Origin of the sequence: Massilia sp. Root351, from assembly GCF_001425045.1 — a bacterium.
GTDB lineage: Bacteria > Pseudomonadota > Gammaproteobacteria > Burkholderiales > Burkholderiaceae_D > Rugamonas.
Window position 1 is genome coordinate 123,343 of the sequence record NZ_LMDJ01000005.1, and the last position, 22,768, is coordinate 146,110.

The following is a 22,768-nucleotide window of genomic DNA, read 5'->3' on the forward strand; positions in this document are numbered from 1 at the left end:
TGTTCTACTCGGTTTGGTCGCACTTTTATATGCATTATGGTTTCGCGAACAACTTCAGCGTTTCACGGGATTTGCCCCGGCGCAGCACCACTTCCGTCTCGCCCACCCGCTCAACGATGGCGTCGCCGAATTTCATTCCCTGCCGCACCATTTCGCCATTAATCACCGCGACGCGGCGCCCGCCTGGTTCGCGCGACACCAGGATGGATTGCAGCTGCGGCGCAGCCGGGTTGCCGGCCTCGCCCTCGCCAGCTCCGCCCGGCACGCCCAGCACTGCCGGCGGCCTGGTCGGATCGGACAGGGTCTGCGCCTGCGCGGCGCCGCCGACGGCGGTCCCGGCCAGGACGCAGGCGAGGATGGCGGCACGGGTCTTCACAGCGATATCCATTTGGTGTCCAGGCTCAGTGTGTACAGCGTCAGCGTCAGGCGCGCCTTCGGGTATTCCTGCGCTTCCAGCGTGGCCTTGCCCCAGAACAGCTGGGACGGCATGCGTTCCAGCGCTTCCATATAGCTCACCATGTCCAGGTAGCTGCCTTGCAGTTCCAGTTGCACGCCATGGCGGTACAACAATTCCTGCTGGGCGGCCGGGTCCGGCGCTTTCCCGCCGGCAGCGCCGGCCTGGGCCGGCGGAGGCGCGGCCTGGAGCAGGCCCGGCATGGCGCCCGCTTCCGGCTCGGAAAAGCGGCCATCGCTCATGCCGCGTGGCGGCAAGGTCTTCAGCGACACCAGCTTCAGCTTGCCACCCTGCAGCAACTGTTCCAGCATCTGGCTGATCTTTTCCGGCGCCACCAAGCCTTTTTGCACGGTGCGCAGCGCCTTGCGCATGGTGTCGTTCTCAGCCTTGAGCTTCGCCAGGCGCGCCTTGCTGGCCTGGTCGGGATCGATCAACGCCAGCGCCTGGCGCTGCGCCAGCTCGACATCTATGGCCGCGATCTGCTGCCGCTGCTGGTCGATTACGGCGTGCAGCGACTTCTCGCGCGCCAGGGCCGGCTCGATCATGATGGTGTAGAGAATGAACAGCAGCGCGGCGGCGGCGGCGCCGCACGCCATCAGCCGCTCGCGCAAGCTCAGCGCTTCCACGCGGGCAGCCAGTTTCAACCATTGCTGCTTCATATGCCCTCCGTCTTGGCGCCGGCCGGCAAGGCTTGCAGGCTGAATTCGATGTACGGCGCAACGGCGGCCGGGACTGCGGCGTTCGCCGGTGCCGCGCCCGGCGGTAGCGGGCTCAGCGCAGGGGCACGCTGTCCGCCCTGCCCACCCTGCGCCGTCTCTGCCGGCTTGGGCTGCGCCATTTCCAGATGGCCGAAGGTGGTGCCCTTCAACACCGGCTCGCGCGACAAGCCGTTCAGGTAGCCGGGCAGCAGGCTGGCCTGCAAAGTGCGTCCCTGCAAGCCGATTTCATTGCCGGCGCCGACGATCTGCACACCCGTCAGCCACAAGCCGCTCACGCGGCTGCGCGCGAATGCCTTGAAATAGGCCGAGTAGCCGCGCGTATTGCCGAACTCGCCCTTGTCCAGTATGGCCGACACGCCCAGCAGCGCGCGGCTCTCTGCCTCCGCCTGCTCCAGTTCCTGCTGCACCGACGTGCTGCGCTGGCGCGGCGCCAATTCGGTGGCGGCAGCGGCCTTGCGCGCTTCGCGCGCCGCCAGCTCGCTCTTCACGTCGGCCGCGCGCGTCTCCAGGGCCGCAGCGCGCTGGCGCGCCACCATGCCTGCTGCCAGGCCGCCCACCAGCACCACACCCAGCACGGCGGCGAGCGCAGCGGCGGAGAAGTAATTCTTCTGCTTGAGGAAGCGCGGGTTGAACAGATTGATCTGCTGGCTCACGAGCTGGCTCCTTCGTCGCGCAGCGCCGCGCCCAGCGTCATGAAGTAGCGCGCCTGCTGCGCCGCGTCGCGCAATTCCGGCACCTTGTCCAGATCCAGCACGCTATCCAGATCCAGCACTTCCACCGGCAGGTACAGATTGCGCGCCAGGTACTCGTGCAGCGCGGGGCTGCCGGTCGGCGCCAGCACCAGCTTGGACACGGCCACATAGCTGAACTGGCGCTCGAAGTGGTCCAGTGAGCGCTGCAATTCAAGCGTGATGCGATCGTGCAATTGCTGCACCTTGTCGCGGTCGCCGCCCAGCAGCTGTGCCAGCGTCACGTCCATGCGGCGCGCCAGGTACAACTCGCCGCCGAAGGTGACCGTCAGCAGGCCGCCGTCCAGGTCGAACGACAGCATGGCCACGCCGCGCCCTTCGGGCTCCAGCAAAGCCGAGATATTCCGCTGCGCCATTTCCGGGATGTCGATCGCCGACAGGCCGACCTTGTGGTCGGCGAACAGATGCTGGCGCGGTTCGATCAGGCTATTGCGCGCCGCCACCGCGAAGCACTGGTGGTTGTGCGCCGGGCCGTTCCTGGCCACCGGCACCTCGACCACGTCCACGGTGGCGTCGGCGACGGGGAAGTCGATCATGTCCTTCAGGCGCCAGCTCACCGCCGTCTTCATTTCCTCGGCGGGCACGTTCGGCGCCTCCAGCATCAGCAGCTGGTACTCGCCCATGCCAAGCAGGCTGGAGCACTGGTATTGGGCCGTGTTCATGTCCTTGTGCAAGCGCGCCAGGGCGGCGCCGGCCTGGTCGCGGCTACCCTGCACGAACAACGCCATCTGCACGACGGGTTTGGCATCGCGGCGGCGCTCGACGAGCGCAGCCAGCACGCCATCGGCGTACAGCGCAATGGCCAGCCAGCCCTCTTTCTTCTTCGCTTTACCCCAAAAAATCATAAAACCGTCTCAATGATTTAGCGATGCATTCACAAACCGTCGCAGTGGCTTGATTATATTCAAGATTCCTGACCCGGCGAGGCGATATTTGGCCCCTTGAAACAACTTTCGGCTGCTTTTTGCCGAATGGAGACAAAAATTGCCGGGACACGACAGGCGCGCCCGGCATCGGCCGCTCAGAACTGCACGGTGACCACACGCTGCACATAGTCCGGCGAAGTCGGCGCGGGGTTCGGGCAGGCATTGTTGGCCGGCTGGTTGCAAGCGGTGGCCGTGATGACCGTTACTTGCGGCAAGCCGCCTGGCAAGTTGGCAGTCTGGTTGACGACGCAGCGCACCGTCACGGTAAAGGCGGCCATCGTGGGCGCGGGCGGCACCAGCGACACCTGCGGCGCGCATTGCCCGGCTTGCGTGTTCTGGAACAGTCCCACCTCAACGCCCGAGCGTGCCGCCTCGTAGGCGCGCGTCCCTGTCAGGTCCAGCGCCGAACTGACCTGCTGGCCGGCGGACAGCGAGACGATGGCCGCTCCCAATGCGGACAGCACCACCAGCAGGAAGATGGCAGTTACCAGGCTGACGCCGGCCTGCAGCCTGCGCCGTATCGCACGATGGAATTTGAATGTCATGGCGTGTTGTCCACGTGGACCTGGCGCACCAGGGTGACTTGTTCGCCGTTGCGATGGCGCAGCGTGAGCGTGATGGTAACCAGCGCCGCCTGCACGGTGGCCAGCTGCGTGGCGCGGAACTCGCACGCGGCCACCATGCCAGCCATCAGCTGGCCGGTGCCCGCCACCGGGGCCGGCACATCGGCGTTCAACGGTATCTGGTTGCTGAAGAAACGCGTCAGCGTGCCCTCGCCGCCACCGGCCGGCAGCCCGCACTGGTAGGTGACGGCGCCGGTCACTACCTGGAACCGGTGATCGGGCGACGGCATGACCGGATTTTCATTGGCGAAGGGATTCGCATTCATCGTGATCAGCGTGCCGTTGACGGCCGTCACACGCGCCACGTTGCGCATGCTGTAGGCGTCGGCAGGCGCCTGGCTGCGGCCGAGGTTGTAGACCACGATAAAGTTGCCCGGCACGATGGCCTCGCGGCCAACCGGCGCAGCGCCCGCCATATGAAAGGTCGTCGCGGCAGTGTTGGTGAAACTGAGCGGCAACACGCCGGCAACCGGATTATCGGTTTCGTCGATATAGCGGCCGCCGGTGCTGGTCAGCAGGAAGCCGATGGAGCGCCCATCGTTCGACAGCAGCATGGAGTTCGGCAGCGCCAGGCGCAACTCGCGGCTCATGCGGCGCAGCACCAGGTCGGCCGTGTCGCTCAGCTCAGCGCGCGCCGCCGTATCGACATAGCTCTGCACAGGCGCCCGGATGAACACCGCCACCATGCCCGCCACGATACCCGTGATGACGATCACGATAATGGCTTCCACCAGCGTGAAACCGCGCGCGCGCCGATTGAAGTGCCGCCGCTTCATGGCAAGCCCACCGATTTGGGGCTGATCGGCGTACTGTTCGGCGCGTAGCGGGTACGGTAGCTTTCCAGCACCACGCTTTCGGTGCCGTACGCTACGCTGACAGTGATGCGCAGCGCGCTGCCGGCCGGCACTGTCGCCAGCGCCTGGCTGGCCACGGTGACGGTCGCGTTGTAGCCGGCAGGGAAAGCATTGCCGGTGACATCGGTGGTGTACGGCACCGGCGCGCCGTTGGCGCTGCCGTAGTCGTTCACATTGTCGAACGGCCGCACTGCGCCCGGTTCCGGTCCCGGGCCTTCCGCCCGGGTGGTGCAGCCTGCCGGGCCCGCAGCTTCCTCGACCAGCGGATCGCTGAAGTCGCACCAGGTAAAAGCCGCCTGCCGCACCTCTTCCATCAGGCCCTCGGCAATCGCCATGGCCTGCTTGCGGCGGGCCGGGTCGGCGCTGCTGCGCGTATTCAGCGAGAGCACTTGCAGGATGCCGACCACGGCCACGCCGACGATGACGATGAAAATGATCAGCTCGATCATGGTCAAGCCGCGCTGGCGCCGGTTAATAGACATAGCCGGTTTGGGTGGTGACGATGACGTTGTGGTTCAAGCCATCGCCGGTGACGGCAACCGTCTGCGTGGGAAGGCTGCCGCCTGCGGCCAGGAACGGCTCGCCGGAAGGGTCGAAGAAGAAGTTGGGATGGGCAGTGATGCTCAGGCCGGCAGGCACGCCCTCGCAGGCCCAGGCAGTGGCATTGCCGCAGCGCTGCAGCGTGGCACTGCTGCCGGAATTGGTGCCGCTGGCCGGCTGCACCCGCTGCGCGCAGGTGCCAGGAGCGTCGTAGCACAACGCCACGCTGGCGCCGTCCAGCCGCACAAACACGTTGCGGTTCTGCGCGATCGCCAGCTTCTGCCCGTAACGGATCACACTGCGTACCTGGTCGGCATAAGTGACGGCGTCGAAACCCTGGCGCTGGAAGAAGCGCGGCGCCGCGACGGCGCCCAGCACACCTATCACTACCATGACGATGATCAGTTCAACCAGCGTAAACCCAAACTGCCTGGCCGGATGGCCAGGCAGTTGGGCGACGCCGCGTGGCAAAGCCACAGCCTGCGCGTCGTTGGTCAGACTAGCACTTGGAGGTGGTGGCCGCACTGACCGCGCCAGTCGAAGCCGTGTAGGTAAAGAAGCAGGTCCCGGCATTTGCGACATCGACCGAAATCGTTACCGGATCGGCAGTCGCAACAATGTTGTACTCGTTGGTCGACAAGCCCGCAGCATCTGCAATTGCGCCGAAGGTTGGGTAGCCTTGGGCATTGGCGGCCACAACGGTCGTACCCTCCATTGTCACGTTACCGGCCACCCCGCTGCCGGTTACCAGCCAACGGCCATGCACGAGCGACGCCGCGCTGGCAACAGCACCACGCGCGCCCATCAGTTTGGCACGACGCGCATCTGCCCCCATGTCAGCAAACTTCGGCAACGCCGTGGCGGCCAGAATGCCCAGAATCACAATAACGACGATCAGTTCAATCAGGGTAAAACCTGCTTGAGCGCCACCACGCAACGAAGCCAATTGTTTGTTTTGCATTTATTACTCCAACTTAGTCTGAAAGAAATTGTGACGGCCTGCAGTCAGTATGTATAACGACCTCAGCTTCCGTCAACTTGAATCAGGGCTACGCTGCCATTCTGGTCATGCGCTCCATCCGGCTTGGCGTTTTTTGTGGGCAAGCGGCTGAATTCTACCTTGAAATACCAGCGCAAATTTGAATCCATAGGAAAACTTTTTTCCCCACTGAACACATAGACAAGCATGCGCTTGTCCCGAATGAAATACCAGTAACCCGGCTCGAGACGATTTGCTGTCAAAGCATCAAGCTCACCTTTGTAGTTTTCGGGTAATCGTTTCAGCAGCCCAACCGGGTTCATGCCCGCTAACCGGGCGAGTTGAGCATTATCTTGCTGCACTGCCGCCTCGAGAACCTTGCCGTATAAGGCGCTACGCATATTTGCCACCAATAATTGCGCGCCGGCCCGTTCCGCCTGGTCCTGATAAAAAGCCAACCGCTGTAGCAGCACAGCCGCCAGCACACTGAAAATAATCGCAACAACACCCAGCTCAAGCAGGCTAAACCCTCTCGCGTGCAACCGTTGCGGCGACGCTACACGAATCCTGAACTGGCGCGGTTTAGACATTAATGCAGCGCCGCTTGCCCCAGGTTCCAGATCGGCAGAAAGATACCCAGGGCCAGCACCAGCACCATGGCGCCCAGGAAGGTGATCATGATCGGTTCGATCTGGGATGCCAGGGTTTTCAATTCGTAGTCGACCTCGCGCTCATACATTTCGGCGATCTCGTCCATCAAATCGTCCAGCGCACCCGACTCTTCGCCGACCGCGATCATCTGCAGCACCACCGGCGTGAATACCCCCGCCGCTATGGACGTGCGCAGAATGCTGTCGCCGCGCTCCACGCTGTCGCGCATTTGCTCAACCCGCGACGACAAATAGGCATTATCGACAGTCTGAGACACCACTGTCAGCGCCTGCACGATAGGCACTCCGCTACGGCTGGATAACGCAAAGCTGCGCGCAAACCGTGCCATCGTAGCCTTGTGCACAATTTTTCCGGCGATAGGGAAACGCAGCTTGGCCTTGTCCCAGCTGAAGCGCCCGTTGGGCGTCCCGACCCAGGCGCGGGCAGCCAGGAAGCCCGCCACTGCCGCGATCAGCAATGCCGGCCAATAATCGACGGTGAATTTTGACGTGCCTATTAAGATGCGCGTCATCAGTGGCAACTCGGCACGGAAGCTCTCGAAGACCTTTTGAAATTGGGGAATGACAAAGATGTTGACGATAATCATGGCCAGCGTCATGGCGATAATGACAAACGTCGGATAGCGCGTGGCACTCTTCACCCGGTTCTTCATCTCCCGGTCGAATTCCAGGTGGTCGAACAGGCGCAGGAATACTTCGTCCAGCCGGCCGGTCATTTCGCCGACTTTCACCATGGACAGGTAAAAGTTGTTGAACACTTCAGGATGGCGCCGCATGGCGGCCGACAGTTCGCGGCCCGCGTCCAGCGACTCGCGCAAATCCTTGATGACACGCCCGAACGACTTGCTGATGGCCGATTCCTGCAAGCCCGCCAGCCCGCGCATGATGGGCACGCCGGACTTGAGCAAGGTATAGATCTGGCGGCTGAACAGTTGCACGTCGAGCGAGGTCACCTTCTTCTCAGTGAGCCGGGTCCACCAGTTCTCGCCATCCTTGCTGACGGCCTGCCGCGTGAGGGTGATCTCCACCGGCGTGACGCCGGTGCCGAACAGCTGGTCGGCCACGGCATTGCTGTCGGCGCCCTCCAGCACCCCCTGCAACAGTTCGCCGCGCGCATTGCGGCCCTTATAGGCGAAGAATGGCACGTCACTCCTCGTACTGGTTGCTGATGCGCATGGCTTCAGCGATGGTGGTGCGGCCCTGGATCACCAGGTGCACCGCATGCCGGCGCAGCGTTTCGCCGCGCATCTGCGCGTGCGCCACCTTCATGAAATGGCTGGTGTCATGGTGGTGCGACGCATCCACCACCGCCTGGGTCATCTCCAGCAGTTCGTACACGCCGGTACGGCCGCGATAGCCCATGCCGTTGCAGTGCGAGCAGCCCTTGCCGTGGAAGTAGCGCGCCATGTCCACCTTGTCGTTCAACTCCAGGCGCAGCCATTCGTGCTCGGTGGGGGTGGGCGTGTATTGCGTGGTGCAGCTCTCGCAGATGACGCGCACCAGGCGCTGCGCCAGCACGGCCTGCAGCGAGCTGCCCACCATGTAGCGCGGCACGCCCATGTCCATCAGGCGCAGCGGCGTGCTGGCGGCGTCGTTGGTGTGCAGCGTGGACAGCACCAGGTGACCGGTCATGGCGGCGCGCAGGCCGATCTGGGCGGTTTCCTGGTCGCGCATCTCGCCCACCAGCACGATGTCCGGGTCCTGGCGCAGCGCGGAACGCAGCACGCGCGCGAAGTTCAGTTCGATCTTGTCGTTCACCTGCACCTGGTTGATGCCGGGCAGGCGGTACTCCACCGGGTCTTCCACGGTGATCAGTTTCTTCTCCACCGAGTTCAGCTCGGCCAACGCACTATATAAGGTGGTGGTCTTGCCGGAGCCGGTGGGGCCAGTCACCAGCACCAGGCCGTTGGGGCGCTGCACGATGGCGCGGAACTTCTCCAGTATGCCGCGCGGCATGCCGATCGCGTCCAGGCGCAAATTGATGCCGCCCTGGTTCAGCAGACGCATCACCACCGACTCGCCGTACTGCGTCGGCATGGTCGAAATACGCACGTCGATGCGCTGGTTCTTCACGCGCACGGCGAAGCGGCCGTCCTGCGGCAGGCGCTTTTCGGAGATGTCCAGGTCCGACATCAGCTTCAGGCGCAGCGCCAGCGCGGGGGCGATCTTGATGTCGGCCTCGGTCTGCAGGTGCAGCACGCCGTCGATGCGGAAGCGGATCTGCAGCCGGCTTTCCTGCGGCTCGATGTGGATGTCGGAAGCCCGCACCTGGGTGGCGTCGTCGAACACCGACTGCAGCAGCTTGACGATGGGCGCCTCTTCCAGGCCGGGGTTGGCGGCCAACGCGCCGAAGTCCACCGACACGTCGCCCAGGTCCTGCTCCAGCTCGCGCGCCAGGTCGGTAATGTCCTCGGTGCGGCGGTAGATACGGTCAATGGCGGCCAGCACCTCGGTCTCGTTGACCACGGCCAGCTCGATGTTCTGATGCACCAGGCGGGCGATTTCGTCGTAGGCGAACAGGTCGGTGGGGTCGGCGATGCCGACCAGCAGCGAGCCCTTGCGGTCCTCCAGCACCAATGCGCGGAAGCGGCGGGCCTGGGTTTCCGGCAGCAGGCGCACCACTTCCGGGTTGATGTTGTAGAACTTGAGGTTGATGTAGGGGATGTTGAGCTGGCGCGCCAGCGCCCCGGCGATCTGCTCCTCGGTAACGTAGCTGCTTTCGATGAACACCCGGCCGAGTTTGCGGCCGCTGCGCTTCTGTTCGGCCAGCGCCAGTCCGAGTTGTTCCTCCGTCAGCAGCTTTTGCTGCACCAGGATTTCACCTAAACGGACTTTTTCGGGCCGAGCCATACACACTCCAGACGTTACACAATGGTCGCGGCCATTTTATGCCAGATCAGGCCGTTTCTACGAGTAATATGTGGTGCCTACTGGCTAAACCAGTCCGATATTTGCTACAGTGCTCATCCATACAGCACGCGACGTTTATGGCCCTCGACCACTTTCACCTGCCCCGCCCGCCTTTCAACCGCGCTCCCGCCCCCGCTTTCCACTTTGAGGATGCGGCGCGGCGCGAGTTGCTGGGGGCTTTGCAATACGCGCTCAGGCTGGGCGACGGCGTCATTAAAGTGACCGGTGAGGCCGGCAGCGGCAAGACCATGCTGTGCGGCGTGCTGGCGGAGCGCCTGGCGCAATCGGTGCCGCCCGTTCAAACAGTGCTGCTGGGCCAGACGGTTTTTGCACAGCAGGCGCCACGGTCCGGGGCCGGAGGTCCCGGCACGGGCTCGTTTCCCCTGTCCGCCCAGGACGCGGTCTGCGGTATAGCCCGCCAGCTCGGCTTGGCGCCGGGCGGCATGCGCAACGACGAGGTGATGCGGATGCTGTACAGCCGTCTGGCGGCCGAACGCGCTGCCGGCAGGCGGGCGGTGCTGCTGGTGGAAGAGTCGCAGCTGCTGCCTGCGGACACGCTGGAAACGCTGCGTCAACTCACCAATCTGAATGACGGCGCGAACAACTTGCTGCCGGTTGTGCTGCTGGGGACGCCCGAACTGAGCAACGTGCTGCGCCAGCCGCGGCTGCGCCAACTGCGCGAGCGCATCACGCTCAGCTTTGTGCTGCCCCCCCTGCCCTCCGAGCTGGTCCCCGAACTGCTGGCACATCGCCTGCGCATGGCTGGGCACGCCGACGGCGCGCTGTTCCAGCTGGACGCAGCCAAGCTTATTGCCCGCACCGCCGGCGCGGACTTGCGCGCGCTCATTGCGCTGGCGGACAAGTCGCTGAGCGTCGCCGCACAAGCCAGCGCCCCCGCCGTCGCCATGTTCCACGTGCGCGACGCCATCAAAGGCGTACCAGCCCACCCCGCGCCGCCAATACCGTCAGCACCTGTCTCGCCAGAACCGGTTGAAGCGGCTGACGCCCCGGGCCGAGAAAATCCTGCGGCCACGGATGCGCCGCCAGCCGACGCAAGTCTTGACGCGTGCCCCCTGGACAGAACACAGCAGCTAGCCGCATCCCCGGACGAGCTCGCAGTTGAAGGGATCCAGGCGTCGGCCAGCGTGGCCCCGGCCACAGGCCCCGGCGATAACACGCTAGCAGAAAGCACCCAGACCGACGATGACGCGGCCTCCGCTACGGACTTGCCGCCGGCGCTTGCCCCTATCGCCCTGGGCGCGTACGCAGCGCAGGAACCAGTGGTGCGGCTGGGCGACGCCGCCAGCGCCGCAACCAGCACTCGGAGCGCTCAGCCGCCCGCACCGATTGCAGCCCAGGCCCGGCTCTTCGCCGAAGACGCCTCTTCCCCGGCCTTGGGCGCCCCCCAAGCCGCGCAGCTGTCGACTGAACCATCACAGGCCCAACTGCTCGACGATGCCGCCCCGATTCCCGCACAGCCGCCTGCACCCGAGCCTGCGGCGCTCCCCCCGGCACCGCAGTACGACGCGGCCGCCACCCTGCAAGCCGCTTTTGCGCAAACATCACCGCCAAGGAATCATCCCCTGAAGCGCAACATGCTGGTCATCAGTGGCGCGATGCTGGCGGTCGCCGGGGTTGCCACCGCTGCCTTCCTGTTCCGTCCGGCCATCGCTCCGGCCAGCATTGCGGCCGCGGTGGAAGCAGCACAGCCAGCGGCCGCCACCAACACAGTCGCCGCGTCCGCGCAGCCACCGGTTCAAATGGCGCTACCGCCGGACGCAAATCCGGCTGCCATCCCGGACGCCCCCCCGGCGGTCAGTCCGGCTGCACGGCCATCAGCGCCCTCGCGGCCGGCGCAACCTGCTGCGCCGCCCAGCAAGCCGGGATTGTTGAAACAATCCCTGGCGGCCAGCAAAACCTGGCTGCGCGACGAGCCGGACAACAATTTCTGCGTCCAGATCGCAAACTTCCCCGCCAGCGAGTCTGCGCGCGCCGAGAAATTCCTCGCCGACACCCGCGCTGCCATCGGCCTGAGCGAGGTCCATAGCTACCCCATGCTCATCAACGGCGCGCGCCGCATCGCCATCGTGTACGGCAGTTTCGCTTCCGCAAAAAAGGTCATGGAAGTCCAGGCCGAGCTTGCCGAACGTTCCGGCACTCACCACAAAATCCGTACCATCAAGGGCATCCGCCAGGCGGTAGCCAAGGCGGCAGGCAAGGCGGCAGACAAGGTCAGCCCGGGAAAACAGGCAAGCTGAACTATTAACGCGCGGAAATTGAACCGTGCGCCCCTGTTGTTGTTTTTGTTAGATGATGCTGGTTGACGTTTCAAAATTACAATATTTCGCTTGCCTGGGGCGTTCCGCACATGAAACAACTCGCCGCTCCGTTGATACCGGTTGCCTGCGTCCTCCTGATCACCGGCTGCGCCACGCCGCAGTTGCCGGTGTCGCCTGCCCACATCGCCGACACGCCGCGCGTGGCCGGCGCCATTCCGGAACCCGTGCGCCAGAGCGCCTTGCCGCCGCCGCCCAAGCCGTCTGCCAGGGTCGAGACCTACAGCGTTACCGTGCACAAGGTGCCGGTGCAGTCGCTGCTGTTCGCGCTGGCACGCGACGCGGGCATGAACGTGGACATCCATCCCGCCATTGACGGCACCGTCACGCTGAACGCGCTGGACCAGACCCTGCCGCAACTGCTGGGCCGCATCGCGCGCCAGGTCGACATGCGCTACGAGATCGAAGGCAGCAACCTGGTGGTGCTGCCGGACTCGCCGGAATGGCGCAACTACAAGGTCGATTACGTCAACGTGGCGCGCAGCACCAGCAGCAGCGTCAACATCGCCACGCAGATTTCAACCACCGGCGGCGGCCCGGCGGGCCAGAGCAGCAATCCGGTCGGTGCCGCCACGGCGTCGGCTCCGGCAGGCGCCGGCGGCCCCACCAGCGGCAACAACAATTCGACCACCTCGGTGGCCAACCGCTCGGACAACAATTTCTGGTACAGCCTGGAGAAGAACATCCGCGACATGCTGCGCGCATCCACGCTGGGCGACACGCAAGTGGACCCGCTGGCGCAGATGGCGGCCCAGGCGCAAAGCCAGCAAGCCGCCCTGCAGGGCGGAGCAGGGACGCAGGGCTCCGGCCAGGGCGCCATCGCGCCGATGAGCGCGGCGCCGCAGCCCTTCGGCGACAACGCCATGCCCTTCTCGCAACGCGGGCGCACCCGCAACGATCCGTCCATCGTGGTCAATCCCGAGAGCGGGCTGATCGCGGTGCGCGCCACCGCGCGCCAGCACGAGAAGATCCAGGAGTTCCTCGACCTGGTGGTCAACAGCGCCAAGCGGCAAGTGCTGATCGAGGCCACGATTATCGAGGTCAAGCTGGGCGATCAGTACCAGCAAGGCATCAACTGGTCCGGCCTGAACGGGCGCTTGAGCATGAACCAGGGCCAGGTGGGCAACACGCCGCTGCCCACCGGTATCACGCCCGGCACTACGCCCGGCATGTTCGTGCTGAACTACCTGAACCCCGGCAACCTCACGGCCACGATCCAGCTGCTGGAGTCGTTCGGAAAGGTCAAAGTGCTGTCCAGCCCGAAGATCAGCGTATTGAACAACCAGACCGCGATGCTGAAAGTGGTGGACAACAATGTGTTCTTCACCATCAAGGTCACGCCCGCCGTGCTTAACTCCACCGGCACGGTGACGGCGCCGGCCACCTATGAGTCCACCTTGCAGACCGTGCCGGTGGGCTTCGTGATGAGCGTGACGCCGCAGATCGCGGACAGTGACGAAGTCACCTTGAACGTGCGCCCCACGATCACGCGCATCGTCGGCTACGTGCGGGACCCGAATCCGGCGCTGCAGGAGAACGGGGTGCGCAGCGAGGTGCCAGTGATCCAGGCGCGCGAACTGGAGTCGATCATGAAGATCAGCAACGGCCAGGTGGCGGTCATGGGCGGGCTGATGCAGGATTCGGTCGATAACGCGAAGGACGGCGTACCTCTGCTGAGCACGCTGCCGGTGGTCGGCAACCTGTTCTCCTACCGCAACGAGAAGGCCAGCAAGACGGAACTGGTGATCTTCATGCGCCCCGTGGTGGTGAAGGACGCCAGCGTGAACGGGGACTACAAGGACTACCGCTACCTGCTGCCGGGCCAGGCATCCATGCCCTCGCCCGCCTACACGGAGCCGCCACTGGCGGGCAAGGCTGGTGGGCTATGAGCTTGCTGATGCAGGCGCTCAAGAAGGCCGAGCGCTCCAAACAGAACAGCCTGCCGGACGAAGAGGCTGCGGAGAAGCCGTCCGAGGCGTTTGACGGCGTGCTGGCGCTGACGCCGCAGGACTTGACGCCGGAACAGCTTCATCCGCGCGCGGCGGAATTTTCCCTGGCGCCGCTGGATGAACCGCTGATGCCCGAAACCGAAGCGGAGCAGATCCCGGCCCTGACGCCGGCCGAGGAAGCACCGCACGACCCGACGCCACCGCAGGCCCGCGTGGGCGGCGCGCGGACCACCCGCAGCGAACTCAGTTTGCAGGACTTGCAGGACAAACCGGCGCAGGCGGCGCCGTTGCCGCAGGCTTTGCAGCCTGCCGGCCCGGCGCAGGCCGCCTGGGCCGACACCGGCCTGCAGCCGCCCTCGCCGGCAGCCGCGCTTGCGGCCGCCGGCAGACCGGACGCGCGCGTCGGAGACCGCCGCCAAGGCGGCGGCCAGCGCATCTCTGACCACTTCAATTCGCCGGCAGGCCGGCCGGCAGGGGATACGGCGGGCGGCATGGCAGCGGACGCCGGTACAGCGAACGGCGGAGTAGCGCACAGTGGCATAGCGCACGGCAGTGCATTGGGCGGCGGCGAGGCCGGCAAGCCGGCGGCCGGCGCCACGGCCAGGCCCGCACCTGCCTCAGGCGCAGCGGCCAGGGCCCGTGCGGCAGCGGCCGCGCGCGCCACGACGGCAGAAGACAAGGTGGGCTGGGACCCGGCACGCATCCGGCTTGCCGTGCTAAGCGGCATCCTGCTGCTGGTGGTCGCACTGTTCGGCTATCTATACTGGCGCGCCACGTCGGTGCCCGGCCCAGGCGCCCATCTGCCCATGGTGCCGATGCCGCCGCCCGACGCCGCAGGCGCCAAAAGCGGCACCGTCGTCGTGCCCCCGGGCGGCGCGCCGGGGACGCCGGGAAGCACCGCCGGCACGCTGGCCGGCCCGGCACCGCTGGAGCAGCAAGGCGTGTCGCCCGGACAGGCGCCCGGCGGAGACCATGCGGGTGCGCCGCTGGCCGCGCCACCGCCTTCTTATGCGCCACTGGCATCGCAAGGCGGCGCCGCGCGCGGACCTTCCGGGTCGAGTTCCATGCTGGGATCGGCACGCAATGCGGCGCCTGCCGCCAATACCGTGATGGCCACCCCCGAAGAGATCGAACGGGCCATGCAGATGCAGGCCGGCCAGCAAAGCGGCACGCCGCCGCCATTTGCCGCCGCCGCAGCACCGGCTGCCGGCGTCGCCGGACAAGGCGGCGCGCTGCAAGGCGGACCAGCCAGCGCCCCGGCTGCGGGCTGGTCCAGCGCATCGGCTGCCAGCCCTGCTGGAGGCGCCGGCACACGCCCGGCGGACGCGTCCTGGGCAAGCAGCGACATCAAAGTGAGCCGCCGCAGCAACGCGCCACGCATCGATCCGGCGCTGCAGTACGGCTACCGGGCCCTGCTCGACGGCGACCTGCCTACCGCTGCCGACCAGTACGCCGCCGCCCTGCGGCAGGATCCGAACAGCCGCGACGCCCTGCTGGGCAGCGCCGCCGTGGCCCAGCGCCGCAACGACGCCGCGCTGGCTTCGGCCAGCTATATGCGCCTGCTGGAGCTGGACCCGAGCGACCCGGAAGCGCTGGCCGGCATGCTCAGCCTGCGTCCCGGCGACACCGGACAGTCCGAGCGGCGCCTCAAGGAGCTGTTGCGCAAGTCGCCGGACTCGGCGCCGCTCCAGTTCGCCCTGGGCAACCTGTATTCGCGCCAGTCGCGCTGGACCGACGCCCAGCAAGCCTATTTCCGCGCCTACAGCGCCAGCCCGGACAATCCGGACTACGCCTTCAACCTGGCCGTGGGCCTGGACCGCCTGAACCAGCCCAAGCTGGCCCTTACTTATTACCAGCGCGCGCTGGCGCTGTCCCAGGCCGGTCCGGCCGGTTTCGACAGCGAGGCGGTGCGCGCGCGCATGCGCCAGCTGGCGGAGCCGAACTGACCATGCCCGACACCCCGAAAATCCCCCTCGGCAAGCTGCTGATCCAGAAAGGCGTCATCAGCGAAGACCAGCTGCGCATCGCCCTTATCGAGCAGAAACGCAGCGGCGAGCCGCTGGGCAAGATGATGATCGCGCTCGGCTTCGTCACCGAAGCGACCATGCGCGAGGCGCTCAGCGAAAACCTGCACACGCCAAGCGCCGACCTGAACAGCCTGGTGGTGGATGCCATCGCCCTCAAGCTGATCCCCAAGGAAGTGGCCAAGCGCTACCGCGTGTTCCCCATCGTCTACCAGCGCGACATCGACAACCTGGTGCTGGCCATGTCCGACACCAGCAACATCGTGGCGCTGGACCAGATCAACGCCATGCTGGTGCAGGGCATCACCATCACGCCGATGCTGGCCAACGAGTCCGACATCCAGCGCGCCATCGACCAGTACTACGGCTTCGAGCTGTCCATCGACGGCATCCTGCACGAGATCGAAACGGGCGAGGTGAACTACGCCAGCCTGGGCACGACGAGCGACGAATACAGCCAGCCCATGGTGCGCCTGATCGACGCGCTGCTGGCCGACGCGGTGCAAAACGGCGCCTCGGACATCCACTTCGAGCCCGAGCAGAGCTTCCTGCGCATCCGCTACCGCATCGACGGCATCCTGCGCCAGATCCGCAGCCTGCACAAATCCTACTGGCCGGCCATGGCGGTGCGGCTCAAGGTGATCAGCAATATGAACATTGCCGAAACGCGCGCGCCGCAGGACGGCCGCATCTCGATCAAGTTTTCCGGCCGCCAGATCGACTTCCGCGCCTCGGCCCAGCCCACCACGCACGGCGAGAACCTGGTACTGCGGGTGCTGGACCGCCAGAAAGGCATCGTGCCGCTGGACGGCCTGGGCCTGGACGAGGCCGAGCTGACCCTGCTCAAGCTGATGATCGCCCGGCCGGACGGGGTGATCCTGGTGACCGGCCCCACCGGCAGCGGCAAGACCACCACGCTGTATTCCATCCTGAACCACATCAACACGGAAAGCGTCAATATCATGACGCTGGAAGACCCGGTGGAATACCCGATGAACATGATCCGCCAGACTTCGGTGAACGAGTCCGCCAAGATGGGCTTCGCCGACGGCATCCGCTCCATGATGCGGCAGGACCCGGACGTGATCCTGGTGGGCGAGGTGCGCGACAGGGAAACCGCCGAAATGGCCTTCGCCGCCGCCATGACCGGCCACCAGGTCTATTCCACCCTGCACACCAACTCGGCCATCGGCTCCGTGTCGCGCCTGCTCGACATCGGCATCGTGCCCGACGTCATGGCCGGCAACATCATCGGCGTGATCGCGCAGCGCCTGGTGCGGCGCCTGTGCCCGCACTGCCGCGAGCCGTTCACGGCCGACGCCGTGGAGCGCCGCCTGCTCGGCCTGCCCGAGGACGCGCGCGGCGACAGTCCCACCCGGCTGTATCGCGCGGTGGGCTGCGAGCGCTGCGCGCACCAGGGCTACAAGGGGCGATTGGCCATCATGGAGCTGCTGAAGATGAACGCCGAGCTCGATGAGCTGATCGGCCGCCGCGCCTCGGCGCGCGAGTTGCGCAACGCGGCGAAATCGGCCGGCTTCAAGACCCTGGTGGACGACGGCATGCGGCGCGTGCTGGAAGGCGTGACCACGCTGGAGGAAGTGTCGCGCGTGGTCGATCTGACGGACAGGCTGAGCTGATGCCGCACTATCTGTACACGGCGATGGACAACACCGGCCAGGTCCTGCCGGGCAATATGGACGCGGCCAACGTGCCGGACCTGGAGCTGCGCCTGGGCCGCATGGAGCTGGACCTGATCGATTACACGGTCACGCGCGACAAGCTGCTGGTGCTGGGCCGGCGCGCCATCACGCGCGCCGACCTGATCAACTTCTGCTTCCACATGGAGCAGATGACCGGCGCCGGCGTGCCCATCCTGGAAGGCCTGGACGACCTGCGCGAGAGCATGGAGCAGCACCCGCGCTTTCGCGAGGTGCTGACCGCGCTGATCGAGAGCATCGAAGGCGGCCTGCAGCTGTCGGACGCGCTGGCTGCGCACCCGGAAGTGTTCGACCACACATTTACCAGCCTGATCCACGCCGGCGAGCAAAGCGGCAAGGTGGCCGAGGTGTTCAAGAATCTGTCGGACAGCCTGAAGTGGCAGGACGAACTGGCCGCGCGCACCCGCAAGATTGTCACCTACCCGGCGGTGGTGGCGGTGGTGGTGCTGGGCGTAACCTTCTTCTTGATGATTTACCTGGTGCCGCAATTGACCGCCTTCATCAAGAACATGGGCAACGAGCTGCCGCTGCACACGCGCGCGCTGATCGCCCTGTCCGGCGTGTTCATCCAGTTCTGGTATGCCATCTTGCTGCTGCCGGTGCTGGCCTGGGTGGGCTTGCGCATCTGGCTGGGCCGCAGCGAGCGGGCGCGCTATGCTTTCGACGCGTTCAAGCTGCGCATCTGGCTGGTGGGCCCGGTGCTGCACAAGATTATCCTGGCGCGTTTTGCCACCTTTTTCGCGCTGATGTACGCCTCCGGCATCACCATCCTGGAGTGCCTGCGGCTGTCCGAAGGCATTGTCGGCAACCGCGTGGTGGCGGCCGGGCTGCGGCGCGCGGCGCAGCTCATTTCCGAGGGCCACAGCGTCACGGCGGCGTTCCAGAACACCGGCATCTTCCCGCCGCTGGTGATCCGCATGCTGAAAGTGGGCGAAGCCACCGGCGCGCTGGACCGCGCGCTGCACAACGCCAGCTACTTCTACGACCGCGAAGTGAAGGAAATGATAGAGCGCGCCCAAGCGATGATAGAACCGGCCATGACGGTGACCCTGGGCCTGATGCTGGGCTGGATCATGCTGTCGGTGCTGGGCCCGATTTACGACACCATCAGCAGTATCAGACTGTGAAGCGACCATGAAGCATCTGCTCTATCTTGGCAGCGAAAGACTGGACGCCTGGCGGTGGGAGGCGGGGCGGCTGGCCGGCCCGGCCAGCTTCGCCGCGACCCGCGCCGGGGTGGACGCCTTCCTGGACTACCTGGCACACCATCATCCGGGCGCGCCGGCGCTGCTGCTGGCCGACGTCGTGGAGGAGGATTTCCAGCGCCTGCTGCTGCCGCACGTGGGCGGCAAGGCGGGCCGCAACCTGCTGGAGCGGCGCCTGCTGCAGCAATACCGTGAAACGCCTTACCGCCAGGCCACCATACAGGGCCGCGCCGAGGAAGGCCGGCGCGACGATATCGTGTTGTGCTCGGCGCTGACCAATCCCGCGCTGCTGCAGCCCTGGACAGAAGCGCTCGAGCTACTGAAAACGCCGCTGGCCGGCGTGTATTCGGTGCCGCTGCTGGGCGAGGAACTGGCCGACCGGCTGGGCGTGGGGCGGGAGCACGAACACCTGCTGCTGGTGACGCAGCAATCGGCCGGGGTGCGCCAGAGCTATTTCCACAAGGGCTGCCTCAAGTTCAGCCGCCTGACACTGGCGGCGGACCGGGAAGGCACGGCCGTCAACGCCGGGGTGGAAACGGCCCGTACCCAGCAATTCCTGGTTAGCGTGCGCCTGCTGGAACGCGGCGAGCAACTGCACTCGGTAATGATCGCGCAAGACCAGGAACTGGAGCGCTGGAGCGGCCAGTGCGAGAACGGGCCGGAGACGGTCTACCACTTCATTCCGCTGGGGATCGCGGCCGGCCTGGCCGGCATCGGCTTGCCCAGCGAGGACGCGCCGCTGGCCGATCCCATGTTCCTGGAGCTGCTGGTACGCACCCGTCCGGCCAGCCACTACAAGCTGGGCGAGGAAGGCCGCTACTTCCGGCTGTGGCGGGTGCGGCGCGCGCTGATGGCCTCCAGCGCGGCAGTCGCCATCTGCGCGCTGATGTGGGTCACGGGGAACCTGTGGGCCTACGTCGGCGCCCAGGACGACGGCGAGCGCCTCAACCGGGAGGCGGCAGGCTACGACGCCAGCTACCGCGTCAGCATGTCCGACATGCCGCCGTCGCTGGCGCCGACCGCCAACATGAAAGCGGCGGTCACCATTGAACGCCTGCTCGCCACGCAGGCGCCGGCGCCGATCGACATGATGGGCATGCTTAGCGCCGCGCTGGACAAGGTGCCGCAGGTACAGGTGGTGCGCCTGGACTGGCGCGTGGCGGCGGACGGCCTGCCCGCCACGGCTTCCGGCGGCGGAACGAATGGCGCAGACGCCGGCGCGGTGCCGATCCCGGCGCGGGTGCTGGGCATCCCGTCCAAGCCGCCGCAAACCTTGCGCGTCGAGGCCGAGGTGGCCCTGATGAGCAATAACGCGCGCGGCATCGTGGACAGCATGAACACCTTCGCCCAGGAACTGGCGCGCAATCCCAAGCTGACGGTGGCTATCGAACGCACCGTGCTCGACATCAGCCCGGGCGCCAAGCTTAGCGGCAGCACCGCCGCGGCAGGGGGCAAGCCCGCCCAATTCGTACTCAACCTGAGCCTGGCGCCATGAGTCCCGCAAACCGCAAACCCAAGCCCAGGCGCGCAACCACCCTGCCATACTGGCTGCGCGAGTTCGCGCTGATACGGCTGCAGGCAATCGCTTTCGTGCTCACCGTGGCGCTGGCCATCGGCGCCGTGAGCGCCAGCCGCTGGTACTGGCACCAGGCGCGCGACTTCCAGGCCTGGGCGCAGCAAAAGCGCAACGCCGCGCGCGACCGCCTGTTCAACGCCGAAACCGAGAAGCGTGAAATCCGCCTGTACCAGCCGCAGTACGCCGCGCTGCGCGAGCGCGGACTGATCGGCCAGGAAAACCGCCTCGACTGGGTGGATGCCATCCGCCAGATCCAGGAGCAGCGCAAGCTGATGCCGGTCAGCTACGAGCTGGAGCCGCAGCAGCCGGTGCGGATGGACGCCGGCATGGAACTGGGCGGCTACCGCCTGCACGGCAGCCGCATGCATCTGCACATGGACCTGCTGCACGAGGGCGACCTGTTCGTGCTGCTGGACGACCTGCGCCAGCGCAGCTTCTACAGCGCGCAGGAGTGCAGCATCAAGCGCGCGGCCAGCGGGCTGCCCACCCCGCTCGCGCCCACGCTGAGCGCCGACTGCACCCTCAACTGGCTCACCCTCACGCCGGCCCCCGCCCCGCGCATCGCCCAGCAATGGAGGCCGCAATGACGCCCCTGACACCCCGCCCGGGCGCTGCTGCGCTGGCTGCAGCCGTGACGCTAGCCGTCGTGGTGGCTCCGGCCCTGAGGCTGGCCGTGGCCGCGCCATCGTGGGCGGCATCCGCCGCCTCATCCGAGGCGCACGCCCAGCCGGGACAGTCACGCCATCTCGGCCGCCTGTTCTCCACGCCGCAGGAACGCGCCCTGCTCGACGCCCGCCGCGACGGCAGCGCGGTGGAAAGCCAGCCCGCAATAGCCGCCACGGCCGCGCTGCCCGCCACACCGCCCGAGCCGCTGCTGCTGAACGGTGTGGTCCAGCGCAGCAACGGCGCCACCACGGTCTGGCTGAACGACGCCCCGCTGGCTGCGCGCGGCAGCCAGGTCTTGCCGGACCGGTCCGTGTCGATCAAGCTGCCGTCGGGCAAACGCATCACCCTGAAACCTGGCCAAAGCTATGACGAAGCCACCGGCGCCATCACCAATGCGGGCCAGTAAGCGGCCGCGTCGCGAGCCGCCGCGCCAGCAGGGCGCCGTGCTGCTGATCCTGCTTGCCGTGCTCGCGCTGGCCGGCTCCTCGCTGCTGATGTCGGCCTTCGGCGCCAACACCGTGGAAGCGCGCCGCGCGCAGCGCACCCAGATGCTGCTGGCGCAGGCCACCGATGCGCTGACCGGCTTCGCCGCCGCCAACGGCCGCCTGCCGCGCCCCGCCATCTCGGCCACCGACGGCCGCGAGCAGCCGCTGCCCTGCGCCAGCGACGAGCTATGCACCGGCTACCTGCCCTGGGTGGCGCTGGGCGTGGCCGGCGAAGACCCCTGGGGCAAGCGCCTGCGCTACAGTGTCACAGCGGCATTCACCAGCTATGAATACCAGCCCGCCAGCGCTGCCGCCACCCGCACCGTGCAGCAGCGCGGCGCGGACGGCGAACTGCGCTACGTGGCCGGCGGCCCGGCTTGCACCGCACAAACCCGCTGCGCCGCGCTGGTGGTGCTCTCGCACGGCAAAAACAACTACGGCACCTCGGCCGAAGGCGTGGAGCAAGCCAACCCGGGCCAGCTCAACGACGACGAAGCCGTCAACGCAGGCGCCAGCAGGCACTTCATCACGCGCGTCGCCAGCGGCGACCCGAACGCGCCCGGCGGCGAATTCGACGACCAGGTTGCCTGGCTGACGCTGCAACCCCTGTATGCCCGCATGCGCGCCGCCCGCACCCTGCCCAACTGACCATGCACACCATAAACCAACAACGCGGCTTCAGCCTGGTCGAAATCGCCATCGTGCTGGTGATCGTCGGCCTCATGGTGGGCGGCCTGCTCACGCCGCTCAGCATGCAGCTCGAACAGCGCAAGGCCGCCGACACCCAGCGCGCGCTGGACGAGGCGCGCGAGGCGCTGGTCGGCTTTGCGGTGCGCTACGGCTACCTGCCCTGCCCCGCCGTCTCCGCCAGCGACGGCCAGGAAGACCGCAGCGGCAACCGCTGCACTGGCGAACGCCGCGACGGCTACCTGCCCTGGGCCACCCTCGGCCTGCCCCGGCTGGACGCCTGGAACCACCTGTACCGCTACAGCGTCACGCCCGCCTTCGCCGACAGCGCAGACCGCTTCAAGCTGGTCACGGCGCGCGACATCACGGTCTACACGCGCGACGGGCTGGGCAACCTGGCCGCCGCGACGGCGCCGGCCGACATTCCCGCCGTGATCCTGTCGCACGGCAAGAACGGCTACGGCGCCACCAGCGACGCCGGCCGGCTGCTGGCCAACGGTTCGCGCAGCAACGAGGACGAACAGAACAACGCCGGCGCCGACATCAATTTCATGGCACGCAACCCCAGCGAGAACCGCGCCCTGCCGGGCGGCGAGTTCGACGACATGGTGGTGTGGGTCTCGCCCAACATCCTGTTCAACAGGATGGTTGCGGCGCAGGTGCTGCCTTAGAATTCGACACAGAGAAAGGACTTACC

The 22,768-nt window shown here is 66.5% G+C and carries 22 protein-coding genes; 10 read left to right on the top strand and 12 right to left on the bottom strand.

Going from position 1 to position 22,768, the window contains the following annotated elements:
• Positions 1 to 34: 34 nt before the first annotated feature.
• From ASD15_RS09820 to ASD15_RS09875, 12 genes are all read right to left on the bottom strand, one after another.
• On the bottom strand, positions 35 to 388 hold the full coding sequence (locus ASD15_RS09820) for a hypothetical protein (RefSeq protein ID WP_057154663.1): 354 nt from the start codon (positions 386 to 388) through the stop codon (positions 35 to 37).
• Positions 373 to 1,113 (bottom strand): type II secretion system protein GspM, encoded by a 741-nt coding sequence (gspM, locus tag ASD15_RS09825; protein ID WP_057154664.1) that lies wholly within the window; start codon positions 1,111 to 1,113, stop codon positions 373 to 375. Before gspM ends, ASD15_RS09820 begins: the two co-directional genes overlap by 16 nt.
• Positions 1,110 to 1,826, bottom strand: a complete 717-nt coding sequence (locus ASD15_RS09830; RefSeq protein ID WP_057154665.1) for a hypothetical protein — start codon at positions 1,824 to 1,826, stop codon at positions 1,110 to 1,112. The genes gspM and ASD15_RS09830 overlap by 4 nt, the downstream gene beginning before the upstream one ends.
• Positions 1,823 to 2,767 (bottom strand): hypothetical protein, encoded by a 945-nt coding sequence (locus tag ASD15_RS09835; RefSeq protein ID WP_057154666.1) that lies wholly within the window; start codon positions 2,765 to 2,767, stop codon positions 1,823 to 1,825. The genes ASD15_RS09830 and ASD15_RS09835 overlap by 4 nt, the downstream gene beginning before the upstream one ends.
• Positions 2,768 to 2,943: 176 nt before the next feature.
• Complete coding sequence (locus ASD15_RS09840; RefSeq protein ID WP_057154667.1) at positions 2,944 to 3,393, bottom strand: hypothetical protein; 450 nt, start codon at positions 3,391 to 3,393, stop codon at positions 2,944 to 2,946.
• Positions 3,390 to 4,247 carry a prepilin-type N-terminal cleavage/methylation domain-containing protein gene (locus ASD15_RS09845; RefSeq protein WP_057154668.1) on the bottom strand — a complete coding sequence of 286 codons (858 nt, stop codon included), beginning with the start codon at positions 4,245 to 4,247 and terminating at the stop codon, positions 3,390 to 3,392. Before ASD15_RS09845 ends, ASD15_RS09840 begins: the two co-directional genes overlap by 4 nt.
• Positions 4,244 to 4,807 (bottom strand): prepilin-type N-terminal cleavage/methylation domain-containing protein, encoded by a 564-nt coding sequence (locus tag ASD15_RS09850; RefSeq protein ID WP_057154669.1) that lies wholly within the window; start codon positions 4,805 to 4,807, stop codon positions 4,244 to 4,246. The genes ASD15_RS09845 and ASD15_RS09850 overlap by 4 nt, the downstream gene beginning before the upstream one ends.
• Positions 4,797 to 5,342, bottom strand: a complete 546-nt coding sequence (locus tag ASD15_RS09855) for a type II secretion system protein (protein WP_229418132.1) — start codon at positions 5,340 to 5,342, stop codon at positions 4,797 to 4,799. Before ASD15_RS09855 ends, ASD15_RS09850 begins: the two co-directional genes overlap by 11 nt.
• 22 nt (positions 5,343 to 5,364) lie before the next feature.
• Complete coding sequence (locus ASD15_RS33645) at positions 5,365 to 5,826, bottom strand: type II secretion system protein (RefSeq protein ID WP_057154670.1); 462 nt, start codon at positions 5,824 to 5,826, stop codon at positions 5,365 to 5,367.
• A gap of 62 nt (positions 5,827 to 5,888) precedes the next feature.
• Entirely contained in the window at positions 5,889 to 6,434 is a 546-nt protein-coding gene (locus ASD15_RS09865; protein ID WP_057154671.1) for a type II secretion system protein, read from the bottom strand.
• On the bottom strand, positions 6,434 to 7,660 hold the full coding sequence (locus tag ASD15_RS09870) for a type II secretion system F family protein (protein ID WP_057154672.1): 1,227 nt from the start codon (positions 7,658 to 7,660) through the stop codon (positions 6,434 to 6,436). Before ASD15_RS09870 ends, ASD15_RS09865 begins: the two co-directional genes overlap by 1 nt.
• A 1-nt stretch (position 7,661) precedes the next feature.
• Entirely contained in the window at positions 7,662 to 9,365 is a 1,704-nt protein-coding gene (locus ASD15_RS09875) for a GspE/PulE family protein (RefSeq protein ID WP_057154673.1), read from the bottom strand.
• Positions 9,366 to 9,502: 137 nt separating this feature from the next.
• Here ASD15_RS09875 and ASD15_RS09880 point away from each other — a divergent pair, with 137 nt between their 5' ends.
• The 10 genes from ASD15_RS09880 to ASD15_RS09925 all read left to right on the top strand — a co-directional run bounded on the left by ASD15_RS09880 (position 9,503) and on the right by ASD15_RS09925 (position 22,742).
• Positions 9,503 to 11,683 (top strand): AAA family ATPase, encoded by a 2,181-nt coding sequence (locus ASD15_RS09880; RefSeq protein WP_162249890.1) that lies wholly within the window; start codon positions 9,503 to 9,505, stop codon positions 11,681 to 11,683.
• A 110-nt stretch (positions 11,684 to 11,793) separates the two neighbouring features.
• Positions 11,794 to 13,650 (top strand): pilus (MSHA type) biogenesis protein MshL, encoded by a 1,857-nt coding sequence (gene mshL, locus ASD15_RS09885; protein WP_057154675.1) that lies wholly within the window; start codon positions 11,794 to 11,796, stop codon positions 13,648 to 13,650.
• On the top strand, positions 13,647 to 15,656 hold the full coding sequence (locus tag ASD15_RS09890) for a lipopolysaccharide assembly protein LapB (protein ID WP_057154676.1): 2,010 nt from the start codon (positions 13,647 to 13,649) through the stop codon (positions 15,654 to 15,656). The genes mshL and ASD15_RS09890 overlap by 4 nt, the downstream gene beginning before the upstream one ends.
• 2 nt (positions 15,657 to 15,658) lie before the next feature.
• Positions 15,659 to 17,371 (top strand): GspE/PulE family protein, encoded by a 1,713-nt coding sequence (locus ASD15_RS09895; RefSeq protein WP_057154677.1) that lies wholly within the window; start codon positions 15,659 to 15,661, stop codon positions 17,369 to 17,371.
• Entirely contained in the window at positions 17,371 to 18,579 is a 1,209-nt protein-coding gene (locus tag ASD15_RS09900; protein WP_057154678.1) for a type II secretion system F family protein, read from the top strand. The genes ASD15_RS09895 and ASD15_RS09900 overlap by 1 nt, the downstream gene beginning before the upstream one ends.
• A 7-nt stretch (positions 18,580 to 18,586) precedes the next feature.
• Positions 18,587 to 20,152, top strand: coding sequence for a hypothetical protein (locus tag ASD15_RS09905; RefSeq protein WP_082551719.1), 1,566 nt, complete (start codon positions 18,587 to 18,589; stop codon positions 20,150 to 20,152).
• On the top strand, positions 20,149 to 20,820 hold the full coding sequence (locus ASD15_RS09910) for a hypothetical protein (protein WP_057154679.1): 672 nt from the start codon (positions 20,149 to 20,151) through the stop codon (positions 20,818 to 20,820). Before ASD15_RS09905 ends, ASD15_RS09910 begins: the two co-directional genes overlap by 4 nt.
• Positions 20,817 to 21,305, top strand: a complete 489-nt coding sequence (locus ASD15_RS09915; protein ID WP_057154680.1) for a hypothetical protein — start codon at positions 20,817 to 20,819, stop codon at positions 21,303 to 21,305. The genes ASD15_RS09910 and ASD15_RS09915 overlap by 4 nt, the downstream gene beginning before the upstream one ends.
• Positions 21,292 to 22,032, top strand: a complete 741-nt coding sequence (locus tag ASD15_RS09920) for a hypothetical protein (protein ID WP_057154681.1) — start codon at positions 21,292 to 21,294, stop codon at positions 22,030 to 22,032. Before ASD15_RS09915 ends, ASD15_RS09920 begins: the two co-directional genes overlap by 14 nt.
• Before the next feature lie 2 nt (positions 22,033 to 22,034).
• Positions 22,035 to 22,742 (top strand): type II secretion system protein, encoded by a 708-nt coding sequence (locus tag ASD15_RS09925; protein ID WP_057154682.1) that lies wholly within the window; start codon positions 22,035 to 22,037, stop codon positions 22,740 to 22,742.
• The last annotated feature ends 26 nt before the right edge of the window (positions 22,743 to 22,768 follow it).